General features: G+C 61.8%; 21 protein-coding genes and 2 pseudogenes. 11 read left to right on the top strand and 12 right to left on the bottom strand.

Going from position 1 to position 21,521, the window contains the following annotated elements; translation table 11 throughout:
- The first annotated feature begins 66 nt into the window (after positions 1 to 66).
- Positions 67 to 1,077: an alpha/beta hydrolase gene (locus F2982_RS16475; protein ID WP_203428473.1), complete on the top strand. Its 1,011-nt coding sequence runs from the start codon at positions 67 to 69 to the stop codon at positions 1,075 to 1,077.
- 12 nt (positions 1,078 to 1,089) lie between these two features.
- On the opposite strand, the gene F2982_RS16470 is transcribed toward F2982_RS16475, so the two are convergent.
- The 3 genes from F2982_RS16470 to F2982_RS16460 all read right to left on the bottom strand — a co-directional run bounded on the left by F2982_RS16470 (position 1,090) and on the right by F2982_RS16460 (position 4,369).
- Positions 1,090 to 1,527 (bottom strand): VOC family protein, encoded by a 438-nt coding sequence (locus tag F2982_RS16470; protein WP_203428472.1) that lies wholly within the window; start codon positions 1,525 to 1,527, stop codon positions 1,090 to 1,092.
- 134 nt (positions 1,528 to 1,661) lie between these two features.
- Entirely contained in the window at positions 1,662 to 3,137 is a 1,476-nt protein-coding gene (locus tag F2982_RS16465; protein ID WP_203428471.1) for a UdgX family uracil-DNA binding protein, read from the bottom strand.
- A complete protein-coding gene (locus tag F2982_RS16460) occupies positions 3,137 to 4,369 on the bottom strand; it encodes a putative DNA modification/repair radical SAM protein (RefSeq protein WP_203428470.1) in 1,233 nt (410 codons plus the stop codon). The genes F2982_RS16465 and F2982_RS16460 overlap by 1 nt, the downstream gene beginning before the upstream one ends.
- Positions 4,370 to 4,612: 243 nt before the next feature.
- Between F2982_RS16460 and greA the strand changes: the two genes are divergently transcribed.
- Both greA and F2982_RS16450 read left to right on the top strand, forming a co-directional pair.
- Complete coding sequence (gene greA / locus F2982_RS16455) at positions 4,613 to 5,089, top strand: transcription elongation factor GreA (protein ID WP_112715701.1); 477 nt, start codon at positions 4,613 to 4,615, stop codon at positions 5,087 to 5,089.
- Between the two features lie 6 nt (positions 5,090 to 5,095).
- The gene (locus tag F2982_RS16450; protein WP_246777465.1) at positions 5,096 to 6,175 is read left to right on the top strand and encodes a glycosyltransferase family 4 protein; all 1,080 of its coding nucleotides are present in this window, start codon (positions 5,096 to 5,098) and stop codon (positions 6,173 to 6,175) included.
- Between the two features lie 2 nt (positions 6,176 to 6,177).
- On the opposite strand, the gene F2982_RS16445 is transcribed toward F2982_RS16450, so the two are convergent.
- The 4 genes from F2982_RS16445 to F2982_RS16430 form a co-directional block, all read right to left on the bottom strand.
- Positions 6,178 to 7,200 (bottom strand): glycosyltransferase, encoded by a 1,023-nt coding sequence (locus F2982_RS16445; protein WP_203428469.1) that lies wholly within the window; start codon positions 7,198 to 7,200, stop codon positions 6,178 to 6,180.
- Between the two features lie 12 nt (positions 7,201 to 7,212).
- The gene (locus F2982_RS16440; RefSeq protein ID WP_203428468.1) at positions 7,213 to 8,022 is read right to left on the bottom strand and encodes a glycosyltransferase family 2 protein; all 810 of its coding nucleotides are present in this window, start codon (positions 8,020 to 8,022) and stop codon (positions 7,213 to 7,215) included.
- A 104-nt stretch (positions 8,023 to 8,126) separates the two neighbouring features.
- The gene (locus F2982_RS16435; RefSeq protein WP_246777464.1) at positions 8,127 to 9,170 is read right to left on the bottom strand and encodes a glycosyltransferase family 2 protein; all 1,044 of its coding nucleotides are present in this window, start codon (positions 9,168 to 9,170) and stop codon (positions 8,127 to 8,129) included.
- 30 nt (positions 9,171 to 9,200) lie between these two features.
- The gene (locus F2982_RS16430) at positions 9,201 to 9,668 is read right to left on the bottom strand and encodes an Lrp/AsnC family transcriptional regulator (RefSeq protein WP_112715709.1); all 468 of its coding nucleotides are present in this window, start codon (positions 9,666 to 9,668) and stop codon (positions 9,201 to 9,203) included.
- Between the two features lie 235 nt (positions 9,669 to 9,903).
- On the opposite strand from F2982_RS16430, the gene trxB reads away from it, so the two are divergent.
- The 6 genes and pseudogenes from trxB to F2982_RS16400 all read left to right on the top strand — a co-directional run bounded on the left by trxB (position 9,904) and on the right by F2982_RS16400 (position 15,915).
- Positions 9,904 to 10,878 (top strand): thioredoxin-disulfide reductase, encoded by a 975-nt coding sequence (gene trxB, locus F2982_RS16425; protein WP_112715711.1) that lies wholly within the window; start codon positions 9,904 to 9,906, stop codon positions 10,876 to 10,878.
- Positions 10,879 to 10,901: 23 nt separating this feature from the next.
- Positions 10,902 to 11,798 carry a LysR family transcriptional regulator VtlR gene (locus F2982_RS16420; RefSeq protein WP_112386304.1) on the top strand — a complete coding sequence of 299 codons (897 nt, stop codon included), beginning with the start codon at positions 10,902 to 10,904 and terminating at the stop codon, positions 11,796 to 11,798.
- 560 nt (positions 11,799 to 12,358) lie between these two features.
- Positions 12,359 to 12,652, top strand: a complete 294-nt coding sequence (locus F2982_RS16415) for a metalloregulator ArsR/SmtB family transcription factor (RefSeq protein ID WP_203428467.1) — start codon at positions 12,359 to 12,361, stop codon at positions 12,650 to 12,652.
- 1 nt (position 12,653) lies between these two features.
- Positions 12,654 to 13,820 carry an MFS transporter gene (locus tag F2982_RS16410; protein WP_203428466.1) on the top strand — a complete coding sequence of 389 codons (1,167 nt, stop codon included), beginning with the start codon at positions 12,654 to 12,656 and terminating at the stop codon, positions 13,818 to 13,820.
- Positions 13,821 to 13,844: 24 nt separating this feature from the next.
- Positions 13,845 to 14,968 (top strand): annotated as a pseudogene (locus F2982_RS16405) (alkene reductase).
- A 149-nt stretch (positions 14,969 to 15,117) separates the two neighbouring features.
- Positions 15,118 to 15,915, top strand: a complete 798-nt coding sequence (locus F2982_RS16400) for an aminoglycoside phosphotransferase family protein (RefSeq protein WP_203428465.1) — start codon at positions 15,118 to 15,120, stop codon at positions 15,913 to 15,915.
- Here the strand turns inward: F2982_RS16400 and F2982_RS16395 are convergent.
- A complete protein-coding gene (locus tag F2982_RS16395) occupies positions 15,912 to 16,913 on the bottom strand; it encodes an SDR family NAD(P)-dependent oxidoreductase (RefSeq protein ID WP_203428464.1) in 1,002 nt (333 codons plus the stop codon). The genes F2982_RS16400 and F2982_RS16395 overlap by 4 nt on opposite strands.
- 88 nt (positions 16,914 to 17,001) lie before the next feature.
- Here F2982_RS16395 and F2982_RS16390 point away from each other — a divergent pair.
- A pseudogene (locus tag F2982_RS16390) lies at positions 17,002 to 17,912 on the top strand (LysR family transcriptional regulator).
- A gap of 30 nt (positions 17,913 to 17,942) precedes the next feature.
- Here F2982_RS16390 and F2982_RS16385 read toward each other — a convergent pair.
- A complete protein-coding gene (locus F2982_RS16385; protein WP_112719298.1) occupies positions 17,943 to 18,227 on the bottom strand; it encodes a DUF2188 domain-containing protein in 285 nt (94 codons plus the stop codon).
- A 233-nt stretch (positions 18,228 to 18,460) separates the two neighbouring features.
- Between F2982_RS16385 and F2982_RS16380 the strand changes: the two genes are divergently transcribed.
- Positions 18,461 to 19,558 (top strand): calcium:proton antiporter, encoded by a 1,098-nt coding sequence (locus tag F2982_RS16380; protein WP_203428463.1) that lies wholly within the window; start codon positions 18,461 to 18,463, stop codon positions 19,556 to 19,558.
- An 8-nt stretch (positions 19,559 to 19,566) separates the two neighbouring features.
- Here F2982_RS16380 and F2982_RS16375 read toward each other — a convergent pair whose 3' ends face one another.
- The 3 genes from F2982_RS16375 to F2982_RS16365 form a co-directional block, all read right to left on the bottom strand.
- On the bottom strand, positions 19,567 to 19,953 hold the full coding sequence (locus tag F2982_RS16375) for a type II toxin-antitoxin system VapC family toxin (protein ID WP_203428462.1): 387 nt from the start codon (positions 19,951 to 19,953) through the stop codon (positions 19,567 to 19,569).
- Positions 19,954 to 19,955: 2 nt separating this feature from the next.
- A complete protein-coding gene (locus F2982_RS16370) occupies positions 19,956 to 20,216 on the bottom strand; it encodes a type II toxin-antitoxin system prevent-host-death family antitoxin (protein WP_130277858.1) in 261 nt (86 codons plus the stop codon).
- Positions 20,217 to 20,314: 98 nt separating this feature from the next.
- A complete protein-coding gene (locus F2982_RS16365; RefSeq protein WP_112719302.1) occupies positions 20,315 to 21,517 on the bottom strand; it encodes a pyridoxal phosphate-dependent aminotransferase in 1,203 nt (400 codons plus the stop codon).
- Positions 21,518 to 21,521 lie beyond the last annotated feature (4 nt).

The raw sequence follows: 21,521 nt of genomic DNA, 5'->3' as shown, positions 1-21,521 counted from the left end.
CCCGAAATTCTTAACGGGCTGTCTGCTATTCCTCGCCGCATGAAACATTGCGGCGGGGGAGCGCGCATGAGAAGCATAGCCATCCGGATCGTCAAAATCCTCGCCGGCATCGCCGGTGCGCTGATCGGCGTCGCACTTCTCGTGTTTGCCGGTTTCTACGCCGCATCGATCTGGCGCGAGAGCCTGCCGCCGGGCCGCAATGGCGAGCCCGGGCAATATCTTCAGGCCGATGGCCTCGACCTCCACTACAAGCAATGGGGACCACAGAGCGGTCAAGCGATCCTGCTGATCCCCGGCGCCATGGCATGGTCCGAAACCTGGGCGCCGATCGCCGAGCGACTGGGCGCGAATGGTTTTCGCGTCATCGCCCCCGACCTGCCGCCTTTCGGCTATTCCGAGCGCCCCGCTTCCGGCGACTATTCCCGGCAGGCGCAGGCACGCCGTATCCTCGCTTTCGCCGATGCTGCAGGCCTCCAGCAATTCGTGCTGCTCGGCCATTCCTTCGGCGGTGGCGCGACGATGGAGACCGCGCTGATCGCGCCGGATCGCATCGCCGGTCTCGTTCTCCTGGATGTTGCCCTCGGCCTTGGCCGCCCGCCCTCCAAGCCGCCGCTGGCACCGCTCTTTGCCGCCCCCGGACTGCCGGAAGCGATCATGGCCGCGACCTTCACCAATCCGCTGATGATCGGCAAAGGGCTGCGCGATTTCGTGGCCGATGACGATGCTGTCGCGACGCCGGAGCGCATCGAGGTCTACCGCCGCCCGCTCGTCGTCAAAGGCACGAGCCACGCCATTGCCGACTGGTTCGTCACCGGCCTCTTCGGCAACGAGGAAGCCTCCCGCGCCTTCAAGCCGGAAAGCTATCGAAGCTTCCAGAAACCGGCCTTGCTCGTCTGGGGCAAGGAAGACAGCGTCACCCCGCTGGCGCAGGGCGAAGAGATCGCCCGCCTGCTCCCCAATGCGCAACTCTCCGTCCTCGACGGCGTCAATCACATCCCGCAGATCGAGGCACCGGAAAAGACCGCCAGCCTGATTGCCGCCTTCGTCTCCTCGCTACAGGCACCGGGCAGCAACTAAGCGCGCTTCAGCTCAGCCAAGCTCTTCGGCGAGCCCGATCAGCAGGCCTTCCGGTCCTCTGATATAGCAGAGCTTGTAGACGTCCTGATAGCGAACCACCGCGCCCACCAGCTCGACGCCGCACCTGTGCAACCGCGTAAGCGTGTCATCGATATCATCGACGGTGAACATGGCGCGCAGATAGCCGAGCGCATTGACGGGCGCATTCCGGTGATCGGCGATCACCGCGGGCCGGATGAAGCGGGAAAGCTCGAGCCGGCTATGGCCGTCAGGCGTGCGCATCATGGCAATCTCGACATGCTGATCGCCGAGCCCGGTGACGCGCCCCGCCCATTCGCCTTCGATCGTCGCGCGCCCTTCGAGATCGAGCCCGAGTTCGCGAAAGAAATCGATCGCCACATCGAGGTCCTCGACGACGATCCCGATATTGTCCATCCGCTTGAGCACCATGCTTCCCGTCTCCTGATATGGTTCATCGAGAGGATATCCCTCACCGGCCAAAGGACGTTTCAGATGCCCCTTAGCCGACAGCGGCAGCAACTTTTTCGCCACCCATCGATCGGGGCTACCATTGAATCAGAAATTCAAGCAGCAGAATCACTTTGCGAAATCCGGCGCATAAGCGACTGAATCTCCACCATATCCTGCTGGAAAAGCGCCAGCTGCTCAGCCCTATCCCGCTCGTCCGGAAGCCGCAGCAGATAGGACGGATGCACGGTGACGAAGAGCAGCCGTCCATTGGGCATCCGCATCGCCTGCCCCCTGATGTCGGTCAGCCGGTGTTTCGTCTCGGTCAGCGCCGCCAGCGCCGTCGCCCCCATCGCCACCATGATCTTCGGCTTTATGAGATCGAGCTCCAGCTTCAGCCACCAGCGGCAATGCTGGACCTCGCCCATATTCGGGCGCTGATGGATGCGCCGCTTGCCGCGCGGCTCGTATTTGAAATGCTTGACGGCATTGGTGACATAGAGGCTCGAACGGTCGATCCCCGCGGCTTCGATCGCCTGATCGAAAACCTTTCCCGCCGGGCCGACAAACGGGCGTCCTGCCAGATCCTCCTGATCGCCCGGCTGCTCGCCGACGAAGACGATATCCGCATTCTCCGGCCCCTCGCCGAAAACCGTCTGCGTCGCCTTCTCATGCAGCGGACAGCGGGTGCAGACGGCCGCCTGCTCCCGCAACGCCTCCAGCGTGCCGGCAGGTGCGGGCTCGGGTAGAGGCTGGCTTCTCGCCGCCTGCTGCAACCGGTCGTGGAAAGGCTGCGGCGTCGTCGCCTGGCGCTTCGCCATCTCGATCACCCGGCTTTCGGCATTGGCGACCAGCCCCGGAATGAGCTCGGCTTCCGGCAGGTTCTTCCAGTATTTCTTCGGCATCTCGGCCTGCATCGCCTTCACCTTCAGCCGCGCCGGGTTGAAGATATTGGCGTAATAGGTCCGCCAGAGCATATCGGCATCATCGGTCAGATCCGGCTTTTCGCAGGGCTCATGGCTGGTCGTCAGCTTCACCCCGTCCCAGCCGGCAGATCCCTTCGGCGTCAGGATGATCCAGTCCATGTCGTTGAACCGCCGCTGGAAGAACGGCGCCTTGCGCACGACGATATGGTGATCCGGCTCGAACCAGGCGAGGAACTTGCGCCGCCCGTTCATCGAGATGCCGCTGCCGACCTCCTTGAAGCGCACGAAGGCGGTCATTTTGTGTGCGTCGCGGCGCACGCTTTTTTCCATCAGCCGCGCCCGCGAAACATCCTCGTCCGAGACGATATCGAGCAGCTTCCTGTCCGATTGCAGCCGCCACAAGAGCGTATAGAGCAGCGTGAAACGAACGGGATCGGTGTGGCAGATGACGGCAGAGGCAAGATCGATGAACGCCTGCGGCACGGTCAACTGTGATTTGCCCGATGGCTGCGGCGGCAGAACATCCTCTTCCCAGAACAGCTGCTTGTCGCCGCCCTTCTCCCGCCATTCGATATCCTCGGGTGCAATGCCGGCGGCGGCGAGCGAGCGGGCGGCATCGCGCCACTCGGTAAAATCGCCCCTGCCCTGCAGCGCCACCTTCAGCATCAGAGCAACTGCAGCTGTTCGGGTTTCGGCTCGAACATGGCGCGCAGATCCGGCCGGTCGATCAGCCGCTTCGGCGTCCAGCCCTCAGCCGTGACGAAGGCCTGCACCTTCTTGATCGACACGCCGAGCCGCGACAGGTCCTCGATGCGCAGCTTGCGGAACCGGCGACCGGACAGGATGCCCTTCACCGCCTTGGTTCCGAGGCCGGGCACGCGCAGCAGCAGCTCCTTGGCAGCATTGTTGATATCGACGGGAAACTGGTCGCGATGGCCGAGTGCCCAGGCAAGCTTCGGATCGAGATCGAGATCCAGCATGCCGCCCTCCTGCGTCGCGGTGATCTCGTCGATACCGAAGCCATAGAAACGATAGAGCCAGTCTGCCTGATAAAGCCGGTGCTCGCGCATCAGCGGCGGTTTGATCAGCGGCAGGTTCTTCGACGAATCCGGGATCGGGCTGAAGGCGGAATAATAGACACGCCGCAGCCCGTAGCTGCCGTAGAGCCGCGCGCTGGTACCGAGGATCGTCGCATCATTGGCGCCATCGGCCCCGACGATCATCTGCGTGCTCTGCCCCGCCGGCACGAAGCGCTTGCGCCGCTTGGTCTGCAGCGTCGGCTCGCCGGCCTCCTCGATCTTCAGCCGGAGATCGCCCATCGAGCGGCGAATGCTCGACGGCTTCTTCTCCGGCGCCAGCTGGGTAATGCCGCTGTCGGTCGGCAGCTCGATGTTCAGCGACAACCGGTCGGCATAAAGCCCCGCCTCCTCGATCAGATGCGCAGACGCCTCCGGGATCGATTTCAGATGGATGTAGCCGCGGAAATTATGGGTGACGCGCAGCTCGCGCACCACCCGCACCATCTCCTCCATCGTATGGTCGGAAGAGCGGATGATGCCGGAGGATAAAAACAGCCCCTCGATGTAATTGCGCCGGTAGAATTCCAGCGTCAGCCAGACCACCTCCTCTGGCGTGAAGCGGGCGCGCTCGACATTGCTCGACGAGCGGTTGATGCAGAAAGCACAATCATAGATGCAGAAATTGGTGAGCAGGATCTTCAGCAGAGAGATGCATCGTCCATCCGGCGCATAGGCATGGCAGATGCCGGATCCCTCGGTCGAGCCCAACCCGCCGCTGGCGCCCGAATCGCGCTTCGTCGTACCGCTGGAAGCGCAGGAAGCATCGTATTTCGCGGCATCCGAAAGGATGGCCAATCGTTCATTCAGCGACTTCTTCATAGGTTTGTTCACTATATGTTCTTTTGCTAAAAGTCAATGAAAGCCAGCGGATTTCTGCGCTAGATATCGCAACCATGAGCCGGGTCAGGAGCGCTGATACGAATTTTATGGAAATCGCCGGTAGCGATCTGCTATAAGCGAAGCAACTAGGATTGTTGGCACGGTTCCGAAGTTCTCTTCGGGACCTGTTTTCTTTTGTGTCACTGCCTACCTGTAGCGACACGAAGAATAAAGGACGGGAAAATGGTAGATAAGGTTCCGATGACGCAGGGTGGTTTCGTCAAGCTGCAGGAAGAACTGCGCTGGCGCCAGCAGGAAGAGCGTCCCCGCATCATCGAGGCGATCGCCGAAGCGCGCGCCCATGGCGACCTGTCGGAAAATGCAGAATACCATGCTGCCAAGGAAGCCCAGAGCCTCAACGAAGGCCGCATTGCCGAGCTCGAAGACCTGACGGCGCGCGCTGAAGTCATCGACCTCTCGAAGATGTCCGGCGACAAGATCAAGTTCGGCGCCAAGGTGAAGCTCGTCGACGAGGACACCGAGGAAGAAAAGACCTATCAGATCGTTGGCGACCAGGAAGCCGACGTGAAGGCCGGCCGCATCTCCATCTCTTCCCCGATCGCCCGCGCGCTGATCGGCAAGGAAGTCGGCGAATCCATCGAAGTCAACGCGCCCGGTGGTTCCAAGGCCTACGAAATCCTCCAGATTTCCTGGGGCTGATCATCCGTGGCGCCAGACAGCCGCCCCGCCCGCATCGATATCCGTGACGTCGAGATCATCGCGCCGAATTTCAAGCGGCGCCTCTCCGGCGTGACGTCGACGATCATCCAGCTGATTCCGGTTCAGCGGGCGCTCGGTCAGAAGATCGCAGCGCTCGGCCCCGGCCTGCCGGCAACTCTTCCGCATATCCGCTTCCGCGATCTCATCCATCTCTGGACGCCGCCGGTGGGCAAGAAGCACCGCGTCTGGCATGCGCGGCGCAATGTCGAGATGCTGCCGGCGATCCTCATGCGCGACATCCTGCGCATGAAGCTGAAAATCGTCTTCACCTCGGCCTCGCAGCGCAAGCATACCGGCTGGACCAAGTGGCTGATCTCGAAGATGGACGCCGTCATCGCCACCAGCAGCAAGACAGCCGCCTATCTGGATGTACCGAGCACCGTCATCCTGCACGGCATCGACACCGTCCGCTTCTCGCCGCCTGCAGATAAGGCGGCAGCAAAGGCGGCGGTCGGTCTCGATCCCACGAAGAACATCGCGGGCTGCTTCGGCCGCGTCCGCCATCAGAAGGGTACCGATCTCTTCGTCGACACGATGATCCGCCTCCTCCCGGACCGTCCGGACTGGATCGCCATCATCGCCGGCCGCGCCACCGCCAAGCACATCGATTTCGAAAACGGCCTGAAAGCCCGCGTCACCGCCGCCGGCCTGGCAGACCGCATCCTCTTCGTCGGCGAGCACACCAACATCAACGACTGGTACCGCGCCCTCGACCTCTTCATCGCCCCCCAGCGCTGGGAAGGCTTCGGCCTGACGCCGCTGGAAGCGATGTCAACGGGCGTACCCGTCATCGCGACGGATGTCGGGGCGTTTCCGGAATTGCTGGTGGATGACGGCAATGGCCCGCAGGGCATGATCGCCCGCGACAGTCTGGATGCGATGGCAGAAATGGCCGCCCGCTACATGGACGACACGCCCGGCCGCGACACGCTCGCCGACGCCGGACTGGCACATATCCTGGAAGACTTCCAGATCGACATGGAAGCAAAGCGGATCGCCGCGGTTTACCGCTCGACCCGCTACTGATTTTACGGCTTGCGCTTGAAGAGCTCGATATAGGCGTTGCAGACGGCTTCTTCGGAGAATTGCTGCATCAGCGTCTGATTACCGCCGACCGCCACCTTCTCCCTCAGAACGCTATCGTTGATCAACCGCTCGATGGCGCGCGAAAATCCGTCCGTATCGCCGATATCGACCAGCAAGCCGTTCTCACCGTCGCGCATGAACCAGAGCGGCCCTTCCGAACGGCTGGAAACCACCGGCTTGTGCTGCGCCCATGCCTCGAGGATGACATTGCCGAGCGGCTCATGGCTGGAGGGCATGACGAAAATATCGGAAGCCGCGACGAAGGGCCTCGTATCCTTCTGCCAGCCGAGAAAACGGACGCGATCGGTCACGCCGAGATCGGCGGCAACCTTGCGAACATTCTCCATCTCCTCGCCGTCCCCGGCAAGCCAGAGATAGACGCCCGGCAGCTTGGCGACAGCGGCCGTCAGCAAGGCGAACTGCTTGCGCGGAACGAAGCGCCCCATCGACATGACGACGGGAACGCCTTCAGGCGTATCGAGCGAAGCGCGATCGACGGGAGCAACCCGGTCCGTCGTCGTGAAATTGGAGATGACCTCGACACCGCGCGTCCAGCCGATATTGCGCACATGTTCGCCGATCCCGGGCGTATTGCACACCAATACGTCGGTATTTTTGAAATAGCTGAGATTGGTCGGGTAATCGCCAAGACGCGAAATCTTGATGCAGCCCTTGTAGTTCGGCATCAGCCGGCTGGCGCGCGTCGCCCAGGAAAACAGGGCGTCGGGCTTCTCGCGCTCGGCCAGATAGCGCACCTTCAGCGGCAGCAGCAGCCGGTCCGGTGAAAGATTGCGAAAGTTGCTCTCGATGACCTTGGAATAAGGTTCGATATCCTTCCGCCAAAGACGATCCGGCCGTATCACCGACGTCTGCTCGACGCCCCGGCGCCCGAGGCCCCTGGCCAGATGCACGAAAAACTTCTCCGCGCCGCCATCCTTGCCGAAGTGATAATGAAAAACCTTCACACGAAATTCCTCTTAGCGATCCCCGGCATCATCCGCATTGGGACGCCGCTTCAGGGCATTGCGCTGATAAAGCTTGGCCTGCGTCAGAAATGCGTAGACGGCGCCGGTCATCGCCTCGATGAAGCCCGGAACGCCGCAACGCCATAGACCATTCTTGAAATAGAGACGCAAGAAATAGATCGGCGGCGAGAAGAACAGCTTGGCCGCTTTCGGCGTCTTGCCCGCCGCAAAATGCTGGTCGGCCTTCAGCGTCGAATATCTGTTTTCCTTGAGGATCTGCTCGTCGATGATCAGGGGACGGTAATGCAGGAGGCTCCCGGTCTTCGCCTTCTCGACCCGGCCTGTCGCCACGATCCCCTCATGCACCGCCTGGGTCAGATCATAGGCTCCATGCCCTCGACGGATCAGCCGCAGGTTCTTACGCTCGCGCACATGCTCCGGCGTATAGCCGAACCCGATCAGATAAGGCCGCCGCGCAACCCGCCAGCCGACCACCTCCGCCGGCGCCGCAACAAGCTCCGGCAAAAGCTTCCGGAGCGGCGCATCAAGGCGCTCATCGGAATCGATATTGAAACACCAGGGCTGCGCGCACTGCTCCAGCGCAAACTGCTTCTGCCCGGCATAACCCCGCCATTTCTCATGAAACAGCCGAACCGGCCAGCCCTTGTCGATATAGGCCTGCACAAGCCCAATCGTCCCATCCGTCGACCCGGAATCGACAATCACGATCTCAGCGAAATCCGCGAGACTCTCGATGCAATTCCCGAGATAGGCCTCCTCGTTGAGGCAGATGATGAAGGCGGAGATGGGGAGTTTGGTCATGACTATCTTACGGGACGAAGTTGAGTTGCGGCTGCGGAAAACCCATCACAATCATAGAAGTCGAGTTCACACAAAGCGACACGTACATTTTCCACGCGGCGGCCCTACCGCCGCTCAAAGGCCTGCGCAACAAAGCCCTGCTCCACCAGCTGATCCGGGCCGCTGAAATGCGCACTCCCCGAATAGCCAAACGCCATGTCGGGATTTGCGGAGATCTTTTCCATCATGTTGACGTATTCGCGCGCGCCACCGAAATGCTGGCCGCCGTCGATCGCCTGCTGAACGCGCTCCTGATAGTCGGAGAAGAACTTGAAGTGCAGGAGGACACCGAAGATCGGCGAGAAATTGCGATCGTAGGGCAAGGGTTGGTGGATGTTCTCGCCGAGTGAGCAATCCTTGTCCCAGAAGAGCAGCGGATATTTCATCAGGTCGACATCGGCGCCGAATACGCGCTTCCGCACCCCACCGCGTATCCGCACGAAGCGGTCGTTCTTGACGACCTCGTATCCATCCTGATCATAGCAGTCAGCGATCTGCCACGGCATCCGCTCGTCTTCGCCGGTAAATTCGGCGGCAGCGATGTCATTCAGCGGATACATATCGAGCATCGGCGCTGCCAACCGGTTGATCGACTGGGCTTCGAGGCGCCGGATCAGGACGGGCAGCGGATTCTCAAAGCACCGCTCGTAAATCAGGAACTCGTCGGAATCGATATTCAGATACCAGCGGTTGATCCCATACGTCCTGAAAAGACCTTCCCGCCAGGCCTTTCCGCGACGCGCGTCCTTGTAGCGCTGGCTCGATGTCCAGAGGTCAAGATCAGGCTGAGATTGCAGAAATTCCGCCGAGCCATCGGTGGAGCGATCATCGACGCAGATGAACCGAGTAACGCCGAGCGAGCGATAATGCTTCAAAAACGAGGGAAGCAGCCGCCTGTCGTTGCGGCAGAGGAAAACCAGCGGCAGATCGCTGTCGGTCAACTGCCTGAACTGCTGCGGCGAGACCAGGCTGAGCGACTGATCCTGCTCGATACCGCGCAAACGCTTGCGCGAGCGGCTGGTCCGGTACCAGGTCAGGCCCTTGCGAAAAAGCGAGCGGCGCCACAGAGGACCCTTCATACCCGGTGCTGGATAGACTGCCTCAGGCATATGCGTCTCTTCGCCGGCTTGCCCCACGCCTCAAACCTCAACCAGCCCCAGCCGCTTCACCTGGCGGATCGTCAGCATCGTCCTTACCGTATCGACATGCTCGTTCGCCGTCAGCACCTCGATCACGAAATCCTGAAAGCGCGTCAGGTTCTCCGCCACGCAATGCAGCAGGAAGTCGCTGTCGCCGGAGACCATCCAGGCCTGGCGCACCAGCGGCCAGTTGGAGGTGGCGGCGGCGAAGGCCTTCAGGTTGGCTTCGGACTGGTGCTTGAGACCGACCATGCAGAAGGCCACGAGGTCGAAGCCGAGCTTCGGGCTGTTCAGCATCGCGTGGTAGCCCTCGATGATACCGGCTTCCTCGAGCTTGCGCACGCGGCGCAGGCAGGGCGGCGCCGAGATGCCGACGCGGTCGGCGAGCTCGACATTGGTCATGCGGCCGTCCGCCTGCAGTTCCCTCAGGATCTTTATGTCGATGACATCGAGTTCGGCGCGCACCAAAGCCTTCGGCCTTTCTTTAATTCCGTCGCGCCAGCTTCTATATAAAGTGCGGCAATAGGCAAGAATGTTTCGCCCCTGCGGTGGATTCTTGCACAGCCAAGCGCAATGCCTTGTTGGTAATGCAAGGCTGCCCTTGAATAAAAGCACTGGACGTTCATAAATGTGCGGGGAACGCCAAACGGCCTCATTCGCTCTTTAGCCGCCGCGTCCCGCCAGTCGAAAGGAAATTAAAGACATGTCCGCCCGCCACACGAAGGTGCTCATCATCGGCTCCGGCCCTGCCGGCTATACGGCTGCCGTCTATGCGGCGCGCGCGATGCTGAAGCCGGTGCTGATCGCAGGCATGGAGCAAGGCGGCCAGCTGATGATCACGACCGATGTCGAGAATTATCCGGGCTTTGCCGATCCGATCCAGGGCCCGTGGCTGATGGACCAGATGCTGCAGCAGGCAAAGCATGTCGGCGCCGAAATCGTCAACGACCTCGTCACCGAAGTCGAGATGAACCAGCGCCCCTTCGTGGCGCGCACCGATAGCGGCCAGGTCTGGACTGCCGATACGCTGATCATCGCCACCGGCGCCAAGGCGAAGTGGCTGGGCATCGAGAGCGAGCAGCATTTCCAGGGCTTCGGCGTTTCGGCCTGCGCCACCTGCGATGGCTTCTTCTATCGCAACAAGGACGTCATCGTCGTCGGCGGCGGCAACAGCGCCGTCGAGGAAGCGCTCTATCTCTCGAATATCGCCAAGTCGGTCACGGTCGTGCACCGCCGCGACAGCTTCCGTTCGGAAAAGATCCTGCAGGAACGCCTGTTCGCCAAGGAAAACGTCAAGATCCTCTGGAACACCGAGATTGCCGAAATCACCGGCACGCCGGCAAAGCCGCCGATGCCGCCGTCCGTCTCGGGCGTGCGTCTGCGCGACACCCGCACCGGCGCTATCTCCGAAAACACCATCGACGGCGTCTTCGTGGCCATCGGCCATGCGCCGGCCACCGAACTCTTCAAGGGCAAGCTGAAGCTCAAGGACAACGGCTATCTCTGGACCGCTCCCGACTCCACCGCCACAAGCGTAGAGGGCGTCTATGCTGCCGGTGACGTGACGGACGATACCTTCCGCCAGGCGATCACCGCCGCCGGCATGGGATGCATGGCCGCTCTCGAAGCCGAGCGTTATCTGACGGGCCACATGCCCGTCGCCGTGGCCGCGGAGTAAGCATGGCTATGAGGGGTGGGGGAATGCCATTGGATTGGGACAAGCTGCGTATCTTTCACGCAGCTGCCGAAGCGGGTTCGTTCACGCATGCGGCCGACAAGTTGCATCTGTCTCAATCCGCCATCAGCCGCCAGGTCAGCGCGCTGGAGCAGGATGTCGGCACCAAGCTGTTTCACCGCCATGCGCGCGGCCTGATCCTGACGGAACAGGGCGAACTGCTCTACCGCACCGCGCATGACGTGCTGCTGAAGCTCGAAACCGTGAAGATGCAGCTGACGGAGACGACGGAAACGCCGTCCGGCAAGCTGCGCGTCACGACCACGGTCGGCCTCGGCCAGGGCTGGCTGACGGACAAGATCCAGGAGTTCATGCAGCTCTACCCGGATGTGCAGATCCAGCTGATCCTCGACAACGAGGAGGTCGACGTGAACATGCGTCACGCCGATTGCGCCATCCGCCTGCGCCAGCCGCAGCAGTCCGATCTCATCCAGCGCAAGCTCTTCACCGTGCATATGCACGTCTATGCCGCGCCCTCCTATATCAACCGCTACGGCGAGCCGCAGACGGTGGAGGATCTCGACAATCACCGGATCATCACCTTCGGCGAGCCGGCACCGAACTACCTGCTCGACGTCAACTGGCTGGAGATTGCCGGCCGCTCGTCGGATAACAAGCGCATTCCGCATCTGCAGATCAACAGCCAGACCTCGATCAAGCGCGCCTGCCTGCTCGGCATGGGCGTCGCCTGCATGCCGGACTATATCGTCGGCCGCGACCCGGGTCTGATCCAGCTGGCGATCAATGCCGATGTCCCCTCTTTCGATACTTATTTCTGCTACCCGGACGAGATCAAGAATGCCGCGAAGCTGAAGGCTTTCCGCGATTTCATCGTCACCAAGGCCAGAAACTGGAACTTCTGAGCGGGCTCGACAGACGCGAATTGTGGAATGAATTGCAGACTATGCAACCACTGCATGACTGACATGCACAAAAGAGGGGTTGCCGTTTGCACATTAAAACACCATATCGCACTTAGCTGATGCACATGGTGGCTTTTCCTCCCAGTTCCACCGCATTAGCTGTTCCCCTCTGGAGGTTTTTGACCTTCACACCTTAAAAGGGCCCCGAGCTTTCGGCGGCCCTCTTTTTTTGCCCAAATTCGCTGCGGCGCAGCATAATTTGTGCAGTGCATAGCAGGCATGCACAAAAATGCATTGCAACCTGCCCAATAAACCACCATATCGCACATAGCTGATGCATTTCGTGGTTCTCTCCCAGTGCCACCGCGTTAGCTGTTCCCCTCTGGAGGTTTATTGACCTTCACACCTTTAAAGGGCCCCGGCTTTCCGGTGGCCCTCTTTTTTTGCTTAAAATTTAATCAGAGAAATATCGTGCAACGGCTCACACCGTCGCCTCTTGCATATCGACACGCAGCGATCCATATATCGAGAAAGTTCGATTTAAGGATCGAGAGCGGACGATGGACAAGGACGAAATCCTCAAGGCACTTTCACATCCTACCCGGATGGAAATCCTCAACTGGCTGAAAAATCCGGAGGCGCATTTCGCCTCTCAGGAGCATCCGCTGGATATGGGCGTCTGCGCCAGCCAGTTCGAGCGCTGCGGCCTCTCGCAGTCGACGGTCTCCTCGCATCTCGGCACGCTGCATCGTGCCGGTCTCGTCACCACGCGCCGTGTCGGCCAGTGGATCTTCTACAAGCGAAACGAAGAAACCATCGCTGACTTCCTGAAGCAGCTCTCCCAGGATCTTTGACATGCCCCTCGCCCTCCTCGTTCTCGCCTTGAGCTCCTTTGCGATAGGCACCACGGAATTCGTCATCATGGGTCTGCTGCCGGAAGTGGCCGCTGACCTCTCCGTCACCATTCCGCAGGCCGGCTGGCTCGTCACGGGTTACGCGCTGGCAGTGGCGATCGGCGCGCCGCTCATGGCGGTCTCCACCGCCAAGCTGAAGCGGCGCACAGCGCTGATCGCGCTGATGGCCTTCTTCATCGCCGGCAATCTGCTCTGCGCCATCGCGCCAAACTATTGGGTGCTGATGTTTGCCCGCGTCGTCACCGCCCTTTGCCATGGCGCCTTCTTCGGCATCGGCTCGGTGGTTGCGGCCGGTCTCGTCAGTGAGGACCGCAAGGCCCGCGCCGTTGCCCTGATGTTCACCGGCCTGACGCTGGCAAATGTTCTCGGCGTCCCGCTCGGCACTGCAATCGGCCAGGCCTATGGCTGGCGCTCCACCTTCGGTGTCGTCACCGTCATCGGCGTCATCACCATCATCGGCCTGATCGCCATCCTGCCGAAGGACAAGCAGGAGAAGCAGGGCAGCCTGCTTGCCGAAATCTCGGCGCTGCGCAACGGCCGCCTGTGGCTGGCGCTGTCGACCACGGTGTTCTTCTCGGCCTCGATGTTTGCGCTCTTCACCTATATCGCCCCGCTGCTGCGCGATGTCACCGGCCTGTCGTCCGAAGGCGTCACCTGGACGCTGTTCCTGATCGGCATCGGCCTCACCGTCGGCAACCTGATCGGCGGCAAGCTCGCGGACTGGAAGCTTGGCGTCACGCTGGCCGGTGTCTTTGCCGCGATCGCCGTCACCTCGGTGGTCTTCAGCTTCACCAGCCGCTTCTTCATCCCGGCCGAAATCACCCTGCTCGTCTGGGCGATCGCCACCTTTGCCGCCGTTCCCGCCCTGCAGGTCGGCGTCGTCAGCTTCGGCAAGGATGCACCGAACCTGGTCTCGACGATCAATATCGGCGCCTTCAACACCGGCAACGCGCTCGGCGCCTGGGCCGGAGGCATGGTGATCGAGAGTGGCTTCGAGCTCACCCGCGTACCCCTGGCAGCCGCCCTCATGGCCATGATCGGCCTTGGCGCGACCGCCCTCACCTATCTTTCGGCCCGGGGCAAGACAGCCCCCGCCCCGGCCGCGTGATCCCCGCCAGAAAAGGAAAGACTTATGACCAAGCTTTTTGAACCGACACAGGTTGGCGACATCGCCGTCAAGAACCGCATCGTCATGGCCCCGCTCACCCGCAACCGCTCGCCGGGCGCCGTGCCGAACGACCTGAACGTCGAATATTACCGCCAGCGCGCCAGCGCCGGCCTGATCATCACCGAGGCAACCCCGATCACCCATCAGGGCCAGGGTTATGCCGACGTACCTGGCCTCTACACGAAGGAAGCGCTCGATGGCTGGAAGCGCGTCACCGACGCCGTCCATGCCGGCGGCGGCAAGATCGTCGTCCAGATGTGGCATGTCGGCCGTATCTCGCACACCACGCTGCAGCCAAACGGCGGCAAGCCGGTCTCCTCGACCAACCGCGCCGCCAAGGGCAAGACCTACCTCGTCAATCCTGACGGCACCGGCACCTTCGCCGAGACTTCCGAGCCCCGCGCTCTGGAAACCTCCGAAATCCCCGGCATCATCGAGGACTATCGCAAGGCTGCCCGCGCTGCCATCGACGCCGGCTTCGACGGCGTGGAGATCCACGGCGCCAATGGTTATCTTCTCGACCAGTTCATGCGCGACGGCATCAACGACCGCACCGACCAGTATGGCGGCTCGATCGAAAACCGCACCCGCCTGACCTTCGAAGTCGTCGATGCCGTCACCAGGGAAATCGGCGCCGGTCGCACCGCCATCCGCCTGTCGCCGGTCACGCCATCGAACGACAGCTACGATTCGAACCCGCAGGCCGTCTTCACCCACGTGGTCGAGGGACTGGCGAAATACAATCTCGCCTATATCCATATCGTCGAAGGCCAGACCGGCGGCGAACGCGACTACAAGGGCGGCACCAACCCTCCTTCGACTATGCAGCGCTGCGCGCCGCTTATGAAAAGGCCGGCGGCAAGGCAAGCTGGATGGTCAACAACGGCTACGACCGCGACATGGCGATCGCCGCCGCCGAAACCGGCCGCGCCGACCTCGTCGCCTTCGGCAAGCCCTTCATCGCCAACCCGGATCTCGTCGAGCGCCTGCAGAAGAACCTGCCCCTCAACGCCGGCGACCAGGCCACCTTCTACGGCGGCGGCGCCAAGGGCTACACGGACTACCCGCTGATCGACAAGGTCGCGTAAGGACCGAGTGGAAACTGAGAAATCCCGCCCAAGAGGCGGGATTTCTTTTTGGGGCAGCCGGCAGCAGGCACCTACCCCGGCCTCGCTCATTCCTGTGCCCTTAGGGCTGCCCCTTCAAACCGACCCTCCTGCCCCCTACCTTCCACCCCATGTTCGAACCCTACCTCTCCCGCTGGTCCCTCACGCCCGACGGCCGCCCAATCGTCACCCATAGCAGCAAGCTTCTGCCCGTCCTCTGGCGCGGCAAGCCGGCCATGCTGAAGATGTCGGAGGACGAAGCCGAGCGGGCCGGTGGCGCGGTGCTGGACTGGTGGGATGGCAAAGGTGCTGCGCGCGTCTATGCCCACGACAGCCACGCCGTTCTGATGGAACGTTCGCTCAGTCCGCAGTCGCTGCTCAGCATGGCCCATGAGGGGCAGGACGACGCGGCGACGCGGATCATCTGCCGTACCGTCAACGCTCTCCACGACCCGCGTCAAAAGCCGCTGCCTGCGCTCATCCCGCTCGAACGATGGTTCCGCGAACTGGCGCCCGCGGCAGCGGCCCATGGCGGCACGCTTGCCGATTGCGACCGCATTGCCCGGACATTGCTGGCCGAGCCGCAGGCTGCGGCCGTCCTCCACGGCGATATCCATCACAGCAATATCCTCGATTTCGGCGAGGACGGCTGGCTGGCGATCGATACCAAGGGGCTCTATGGCGAGCGCGGCTTCGATTTCGCCAACACCTTTGCCAACGAGGACCTCGATATCATCACCGCTCCCGGCCGCCTGCAGCGCCAGTTGCCGATCGTCTCGGCGGAAACCGGCCTTGAGCCTCGGCGTCTGCTGCAATGGATCGTCGCCTATTCCGGCCTGTCGGCCGCCTGGTTTATGGGCGACGGCTCGACGGAGAGCGCCGATCTCCAGCTGGCGGTCGCCCGCATCGCGCTTGGCGAACTCGGCTAGCCCACGATCGCCTCGCGATTGGCAAGCAGCCCGGCGGTCTTCGGCAGGCAGCCGAGCGCCACAAGCGACGCGCGCACCGCTTCATCGATCGGCGTCTGCGGCTCGCGGCCGAGCTCTGCGACCAGCTTGGCATTGGACATGCGCAGCGGCTCTCTCCAGAGATAGCGCATCTCCTTGACCTCCCGCATGACGGTGATGAAGGGCGCCGCCAGCGGCACGATCCACCAGGGAAAGGCTGCTATCTTCGGTCGCCCGCCGGAGACACGTCTGATGGCCTCGACCATCTGCCGGCCGTCGCGATCCCAGAAGCCATCCATGTGATAGACGGCGAAATCGGGCAGGCTAGTGGCGCGCTCGACAAGCGCCACCATCGTCTCCGCCACATCGGGCAGATAGGCCCACTGATGACCAATGCCATCGCGTGCAGGGTTCTTCAGCGTCCGGACCGGCTTGCCCGGCGTGACGATCTGTGAAAACCAGCTGTTGCCGGTCGTGCCCGGGCCGAAGAAATCGCCGGCGCGGACGATGATCACACCGGTCCCCTGCTCCGCCGCCCGCTTCAGCCGCTTCTCCATCTCCACGCGGATCGCTCCCTTCCTCGTCACCGGGTTTTGCGAACTGTCTTCCCGCAGGACAGGAAAGGCATCCGGCCCGAAATTATAGACCGTCCCCGGCAGCACGATCCGTGCCCCGGCTGCGCGCGCCGCCGCAATCGTATTGTCGAGCATCGGCAGCACCAGCTTTTCCCAGTCGCGATAACCCGGCGGGTTTACCGCATGGACGATCAGCACCGTACCCTCCGCGGCCGCGCGGACATCGCTGGCATCCATCGCATCGCCCTGCACCCATTCGACTTCGGGCATGCGCTGCGATGCAGCCTTCGCATTGCGGTTCAGCGCCCGCACCTGCCATCCGCGCTGCATCAGCTTGCGGGCGACGGCGCCGCCGATACCGCCCGTGGCGCCAAGAACGAGAGCTGTCTTCCGATCCTCTGTCATCTCAATCTCCTTGATGATGACGCGATCATGCGCCCCTCGCGCGATAAACGAAATTGACGAAATACGTGCATCATCTATACATAAATCAATGAGCGAAGAACCGAGCTGGGATCTCTACCGCACCTTTCTGACCGTGCTGGCACACGGCTCGCTTTCGGCTGCCGCCCGTGAACTCGCCTGACCCAGCCGACCATCGGCCGCCATATCGACGCTCTTGAACAGGCCGTCGGCGCCGAGCTCTTTACCCGCTCGCAAAGCGGCCTGCTGCCGACGGATGCCGCACAATTGCTCGCGCCCTTCGCGCAGACCATGGCCGCAAGCTCCTCGGCCCTCTTGCGCGCCGCCTCCGGCCATCGCGACCGGATCGACGGAACGGTGAGGATCAGCGCCAGCGAAGTGATCGCCGTCGAGGTCCTGCCGCCGATCCTCGCCGCCCTTCAGGACCACCACCCCGCGCTCGAGATCGAGCTCTCGGCCTCCGATACCGTCGAGGACCTGCTCAATCGCGAGGCCGATATCGCCGTACGGATGATGGAGCCGCAGCAGGACGCGCTCGTCGTCAGGCGGATCGGCGACATCCCGATCGGCTGCTACGCCCATCACGCCTATCTGGAAAAGCACGGCACGCCGCAGACGCTGGAAGATATCAAGACGCATCGCCTGATCGGCTTCGACCGGCAGACCGCCTATGTGCGCGCGATGGTGAAACGCTTCCCGGTGGCCGAAGGCATCGCCTTCTCGCTGCGCACCGACAGCTATCTCGCGCAGCTCGCCGCCATCCGCGCGGGCGCCGGCATCGGCATGTGTCAGACGGGTCTTGGGGATGCCGATCCGAACCTCAGGCGTGTTCTTCCCGGCGTCATGGACATGCATATCGGCACGTGGGTGGCCATGCATGAAAATCTGAAGACGTCGCCGCGCTGCCGCGTGGCCTTTGATGCCCTGGTCGAGGGTTTGAAGCTTTATCTGGACAGCTGTTCCATCACGCGCGCCCGGTGACGCGCGGTCAGATATTGGATCGGAGCGAAGTCAGGCGCCGGGCGATGCCTCGGCTCCAGGGCTTTTCCTGAACAGGCCGTCGACCACCTCGGTCTCCGGACGATCGCCGCCTTCGGCATATTCCTCGTGCCACTTGCCCTTATCGTCCTGCCAGCTGATCTCGGCGGAATCGCCGCCGACCTGCTGCTCGGCAGCAACGATGCGCGCAGCTTCCAGCGCTTCGGCATGTGACGGGAAGGCCTCGGAATAGACATTGCCCAGGCGGTACGCCCAGCCTCCGTCATGCGGCACAACCTCATAAACCACCTTGACCATGCACCTCTCCTCTTTGTTTTCTTGGACGCGGCGAAAAGCTTCCGGAGATCAATCCGGCGGATCGCGGGCGATGAAACAAGATACGAGGCACGCCGCGATGTCTGTCCGGCTGACCGATTTGGGCAGTATTCCATTAAATCGGACATAGCGCAAATTTGGCGTGTAATGGCCCCGGCTTGATTAGCGATATCATCGGCTTAGATTGTTCTGATGAATCAATTCCGGAGCCTAGCGTGACCCTCGCCGCACGACTGAGAGACGAGAAATTCCTAGTCGTTGCGGTGATTGTCGCCGCCGTCGCCTACGGGCTCGAGCACAGCATCCTGGAGATGGGCCGCGGCGTGGCGCTGATCGCCGCCGCAGCCCTGGTCGGAACAATCGTACTCGCCTCAATCCGCGTTGCCCACCATGCCGAGATCCTCGCCGTCAAGGTCGGCGATCCCTATGGCACGATGATCCTGACGCTGTCTGCCGTCCTCGTCGAGGTCATCATCCTCGCCATAATGATGTCAGGCGAAAGCTCGCCGACGCTGGTGCGCGACACGATCTATTCGGCGCTGATGCTGGATATCAACGGCATCCTTGGCCTTGCCGCCCTGCTCGGCGGCCTCAAGCACGGCGAGCAGCCCTATAACGACAATTCGGGCAAGACCTACGGCGTGATGATCCTGACGGCGATCGGCATTTCGATGATCGTTCCGGAATTCGTGCCCGACGACAAATGGCACTATTATTCCGGCTTCACGATCATCGCCATGATCGCGCTTTATGGCCTCTTCCTGCGCATGCAGGTCGGCCAGCACAGCTATTTCTTCAGCTACAGCTATCCGCGCGCCGAGCGGAAAAGCAACACGCCGGACGAGCACCACGCCGACGAACCGGCATCGGCCTCGATCATCACCATCCTGATCGGCGTCGTCATCATCGGCGCGCTCGCCGAATTCATGTCGGTCTTCATGACCGAAGGCCTGCGCGACACCGGCGCCCCGATCGCGCTGACCGCCATCGTCGTAGCCGCAATCTCCGCCGCCCCCGAAATCCTGACGGCGCTCCGCGCCGCTCTGAAGAACCGCATGCAGGCAACGGTCAACATCGCCATGGGCGCCTCGCTGTCGACGGTGATCCTGACGGTACCGGTCATGGAGGCCATCGCCCTCTACACCGGCCAGCCCTTTGTCATGGCCATGACCCCGGTCCAGACAGTGATGGTCGCCATCACCCTCATCGCCGCCGCCATCAACCTCAACGACGGCGAAACCAACGCCATCGAGGGGATGACCCATTTCATTTTGTTCGCAACATTCCTGATGCTGTCAGCGCTGGGGCTTTAGAAGCGGACTCAGAATTTGAAAGCGTGCGGATGAACCGCCAATGCGCGATCCACTGTCAGCAGCTTCAAGTTTTCGATCTGACATTGAGAAAGTAGAAGTCGGTCGAAAGGATCGCGGGTACTCGGCTCGGGTTCGGCTGCGGTAATCACGTGGCTGATCTCGATCCCAAGCAGCGAAAGCCCTATCTCATCGAGCGAACGCGCTATCTCGCCGAGAGGCATGCCCGGATCAAGCTTTCCCAATCGCGTCTTGATGGCAATTTCCCATAGGCTGGCAATGCTGACAAAGCCCACCGTTTCCTGATCAGACAGCAGCTCCCGGACATCGGGAAAGCGCTGACCGACATCGCCCCGAAGGATCGCCAAGATCATATGGGTGTCGAGCAGCAGCCTCATATTTAGGGCAAAGGCCGAATGAGAAAATCTTCAGGCAACGGGTCGTCGAAATCATCGGCGATAAAGGGCACGGGATTGGTAATGCCCTTCGACTTCAAATAGGCCTGCCCCGCCGCGAGATCCAAACCGCCACGCGGCTTGTGCGGCACCAGATCGAAAACCGGCCGTCCATTGCGGGTCACAACGATCGTCTCGCCCTCCTCCACTTCGCGAGCAAGTTCTGTCAGCCGGTTCTTGGCATCTCTGATCGATACGGTTTTCATGGGGCCAATGTAGCCACATGTAGCCACATCGTCAAATCGCCAAACAAAAAGCCCGCCGTCTCCAGCGGGCTTCGATCATCCAATTGTAAAACTATCGCTTACTTACAAGCGCCGCAGAAGCGCTGGATGCGGCGGCAAGCTTCTTCCAGCAGGTCTTCCGAGGTTGCATAGGAAATGCGGAAGTTCGGGCCGAGGCCGAAGGCCGAGCCGTGGACGACGGCAACGCCTTCGCTTTCCAGCAGTTCCGTGACGAAGTCTTCGTCGGTTTCGATGACCTTGCCGGACGGTGCGGTCTTGCCGATCAGCCCCTTGCAGGACGGATAGACGTAGAAAGCGCCTTCCGGAACCGGGCAGGAAATGCCCTTGGCCTGGTTGAGCATGGAGACGACCAGATCGCGGCGTCCTTCGAAGATCTTCTTGTTGGCCGGGATGAAGTCCTGCGGGCCGTTCAGTGCTTCGACGGCGGCCCACTGGGCGATCGAGGTCGTGCCCGAGGTCTGCTGGCCCTGGATCATGTCCATCGCCTTGATCAGCTGCAGCGGGCCGGCTGCATAGCCGATGCGCCAGCCGGTCATGGCATAGGCCTTGGAGACGCCGTTCATCGTCAGCGTGCGGTCGTAGAGCGACGGCTCGACTTCGACAGGCGTCGCGAACTTGAAGTCGCCGTAGGTCAGGTGCTCGTACATGTCGTCGGTCAGAACCCAGACATGCGGATGCTTGACGAGAACGTCGGTCAGCGCCTTCAGCTCGTCATGCGTATAGGCAGCGCCCGACGGGTTGGACGGCGAGTTGAACATGAACCACTTGGTTTTCGGCGTGATCGCCTTCTCGAGGTCGGCGGCCTGGAGCTTGAAGTTGTTCTCCTGGGTCGTCGCGACGAAAACGGGCGTGCCGCCGCAGAGCGCAACGATCTCCGGGTAGGAAACCCAGTAAGGCGTCGGGATGACGACTTCGTCGCCGGCGTTCAGCGTCGCCATGAAGGCGTTGAAGAGGATGTGCTTGCCGCCGGTGCCGACGATCGTCTGCTCCCACGTATAGTCGAGATTGTTCTCGCGCTTGAACTTCGCGGCAATCGCCTTGCGCAGTTCCGGGATACCGGAGATCGGCGTGTACTTCGTCTCGCCGCGGCGGATCGCGTCGATCGCCGCTTCCTTGATATTGTCAGGCGTATCGAAATCCGGTTCGCCAGCGCCGAGGCCGATCACGTCGCGTCCTTTGGCTTTCAGCTCGCGCGCTTTCTGAGCGACGGCGATGGTGGCTGAAGGCTTCACACGGGAAAGAGCATCGGCAAGGAAGGCCATGATA

Source organism: Rhizobium sp. BG4, assembly GCF_016864575.1.
Classification (GTDB): domain Bacteria; phylum Pseudomonadota; class Alphaproteobacteria; order Rhizobiales; family Rhizobiaceae; genus Rhizobium.
The sequence above is the reverse complement of the archived record's forward strand: the minus strand, read 5'-3'. Positions and strand labels throughout refer to the sequence as shown.